The sequence below is a fragment of the Nocardia vinacea NBRC 16497 genome, assembly GCF_000308835.1.
In the GTDB taxonomy this organism is placed as follows: Bacteria; Actinomycetota; Actinomycetes; order Mycobacteriales; family Mycobacteriaceae; genus Nocardia; species Nocardia vinacea.
The window spans coordinates 1-3,201 of the sequence record NZ_BAGN01000339.1; the positions used below are offsets into that span (position 1 = coordinate 1).

General features: G+C 67.0%; 3 protein-coding genes. All 3 read left to right on the plus strand.

Annotated features, from left to right (window positions below; genetic code table 11):
• Positions 1-144 precede the first annotated feature (144 nt).
• Positions 145-1,305, plus strand: coding sequence for an MCE family protein (locus ON44_RS33870; protein ID WP_063721665.1), 1,161 nt, complete (start codon positions 145-147; stop codon positions 1,303-1,305).
• Positions 1,302-2,318, plus strand: a complete 1,017-nt coding sequence (locus tag ON44_RS33875; RefSeq protein ID WP_040698195.1) for an MCE family protein — start codon at positions 1,302-1,304, stop codon at positions 2,316-2,318. Before ON44_RS33870 ends, ON44_RS33875 begins: the two co-directional genes overlap by 4 nt.
• Positions 2,315-3,201: MCE family protein (locus ON44_RS33880; protein WP_040698198.1), on the plus strand; the 887-nt coding region annotated here is incomplete at its 3' end. The genes ON44_RS33875 and ON44_RS33880, both read left to right, overlap by 4 nt.

Sequence of the window (3,201 nt, forward strand, 5' to 3'; positions counted from 1 at the left end):
CCGCCGGGGGTCCGGCCGGAGTGGGCGCCGCGGTCGGGCGCGCGGTGCGGATGTCGCTGATCATGGTGGTCCTCGTCGTGCTCCTGGTGTCACTCGCGTTGTACGGCGGCATCGGCAATTTCCACCTTTCCGGTTAGGGATGCAATGGTGCAGCAAGCGATGCTGAAACTGGCGGTACTGGCACTGGTCGTCGCGACAGTGGGCGTCGGCTGGCTGGTGCTGGGCAGCTACCAGCAGCGCTTCGCCGACTGGGTGACGGTGACGGTTATCGCCGATCGTGCCGGACTGGTCATGGACCGCGGCGCGAAGGTCACCATGACCGGCGTCGAGGTCGGCGAGGTGACGGCGATCGAGTACGGCTCCGATCAGGCCCGGGTGACCCTGCGCCTGCATCGCTCCGCGCTGGCGTCGATTCCGGCCGACGTGATCGCCGAGATCACCTCCAATACCGTCTTCGGCGCGAAATTCGTCAGCCTCGACGCGCCGCACCCGGCCGCCGCCGAACGGCTGGCACCCGGCGCGGAGATCGATATCTCGCGCGTCACCGTCGAAATCAATACCGTCTTCGAGCAACTCACCAACCTGCTGCGCGTGGTCGACCCCGCCCAACTCGAGCAGACCCTCGGCGCGCTGGCGACGGCACTGCAGGGCCGCGGTGACCGGCTCGGCGCGGCAATCGACCACGCCGCCGGTGTGCTCGCTCAACTGAATGCCGCCGATCCCGGATTCGCCGAACTGCTACGCACTGCGGCACCCACTGCGGAGCTCTACGCCGACATCGCACCGGATCTGCTGCGCACGCTGGACGCCCTCACCACGACGAGCAACTCGGTGGTCGACGAGCAGCGCCAACTCTCGGCGTTGCTCGGCAGTACCACGGTCGTCTCGGATACCGGCTCGGATCTGTTGGCGCACAACGGTTCCGGTCTCGCGGACGTGCTGCGGCTGCTGGAACCCACCACCGCACTGCTGACCTTGTACTCGCCCGAGATCCCGTGCGTTTTCAAGGGAATCACCGCGGGCAACGAAGCCAACCCGGCCGCCTACACCGGGCAGCCGGGCATCAAGATGTTCGCCGGGCTGATACCGGGCGCGACGCCGTACCACTATCCGGAAGATCTGCCCAAGGTCAACGCGACCGGCGGCCCGAACTGCATGGGTCTGCCCTACACCGACCCGGTCGTCAATGTGCCGTACATGGTCACCGACACCGGCGCGAATCCGTACGATCCGTCGCGGCAGGCGATCGGACTGCGGACCCCGGACCTCGTCAGCTACCTGCTGGGCCTCGGGAGTGGCCGGTGAACCGTTCGCGCGCACTGAAATTGGGCATCTTCGTGCTGGTCATGCTCTTGGTGAACGGAGCGATGATCCTGGTGTTCACACAGGTCGACGCCGGGGGCTCGCGGACCTATCACGCAGTGTTCACCGATGCGTCCGGTATGCGTCCCGGCGCGAAGGTCCGCATCGCGGGGGTTCCGGTCGGATCGGTCGGCACGGTGCGCTACGGCGCGGACCACCGGGCCCACGTCGACTTCTCGATCACCACGAACGACCGGCCGACCACGTCCACGCGGGCCGCCATCCGATACGAGGACCTTGTCGGCAACCGCTACCTCGAACTGCAGCGCGGCCCGGACACCACACAACTGCCGGTGGGCGGAACCATCCAGCCGCCGAACACCGCGCCCGCACTCGACCTGGACGCCCTGCTCGGCGGATTCCATCCCCTGCTGCAAGCGCTGGACCCGCGACAGGTCAACGAGCTATCGATGGCATTGCTGAAGATCTTCCAGGGTCGCGCGGGAACCATCACGGATGTGTTGACCCGGGTCGGGTCGGTGACCAGCACGCTGGCCGATCGTGATCAGGTCATCGGGCGGGTGATCACCAACCTGAATACGGTCCTCACCGAAATCGCTTCGCGGGGCGACCAATTCAGCAGCACGCTCGACCATCTGCAGCAGCTGGTTTCGGGTCTGGCACAGGACCGGGACATCCTCGGGCACGCGGTCGACAGCCTCGACGGCGCCGCCGACGCGTTCACCGGCCTGCTCGTCGACGTGCGCCCCGATCTGTCCGCGACGGTCAGCCAGTTGAACGCCGCGCTCACACCGACCACCAACCACATCGACACCCTGGACGAGGTACTGAACCGGCTCCCGGACGACTATCGCAAGCTGATCCGCATGGGCACCTACGGGTCCTTCTTCAACTTCTATCTGTGCGGCCTGTCGTTCAAATTGACCGGCGTGGACGGCCGCCCGGTGGTCCTCGAGATGACCGACCAGCAGACCGGCAGGTGCGCACGGAAATGAATCGACTCTCCCAGCGCGAAGCCGGTCGCATCGGCCTCATCGGCATCGTCCTCACCGCGGCGATCTGCCTGGTCTCACTGCAATTCGACAAGATCCCGCTGCTCAGCGCCCAGCCCCTGCGGTACGGGGCGCTGTTCGACGATGCGAGCGGTCTGCACGTCGACGACGACGTTTCGGCCGCGGGAGTGCGGGTCGGCACCGTCACCGACATCACCGTGGACAGCGGTCACGCGCGCGTCACCTTCACCGCCGACCCGGATATCGCGCTCGGCGACGCGACCACCGCCACCATCAAGACCACATCATTGCTGGGTCGGCGCGCCGTCGAACTGGCGCCCGCCGGCGCGGGCCGGCTGCGCACCGGCGACACCATCCCCCTCGGCCGGACCCGCTCCGGTTACACGCTGCCGACCATCCTCAACGAGGCCACCACAGCCATCCGGGATATCGACCTCGACCAATTGACCCGCGCGCTCGACAGCGCCTCCGACGTCCTCTCGGCGGCCGCACCGCAGGTGCGGCCAGCACTGGACGGAATGCGACGCCTCGCCGAATCGGTCAACCGGCGCGATGCCGCATTGCGCGGCCTGCTCACCGGTGCCGAGCAGGTGACATCGGCACTGGCGAAGCGCGGACCACAGGTGAATTCCCTACTGCTCGACGGCAATTCACTGCTCGCGGAATTGCAGGCTCGCAGCGCAGCGCTGGGCGGGCTCATCACCGGAATCGACCAGCTGTCGCGGCAACTGTCCGGCCTGGTGCACGACACCGATGCCGACCTGGCACCGGCCCTGGACAAGCTCGGGCAGGTCCTGACGGTGCTGAACAACAACCGCGACAACGTGGCGAAGAGCATCCAGGGGCTATCCACGTATATCGGCAC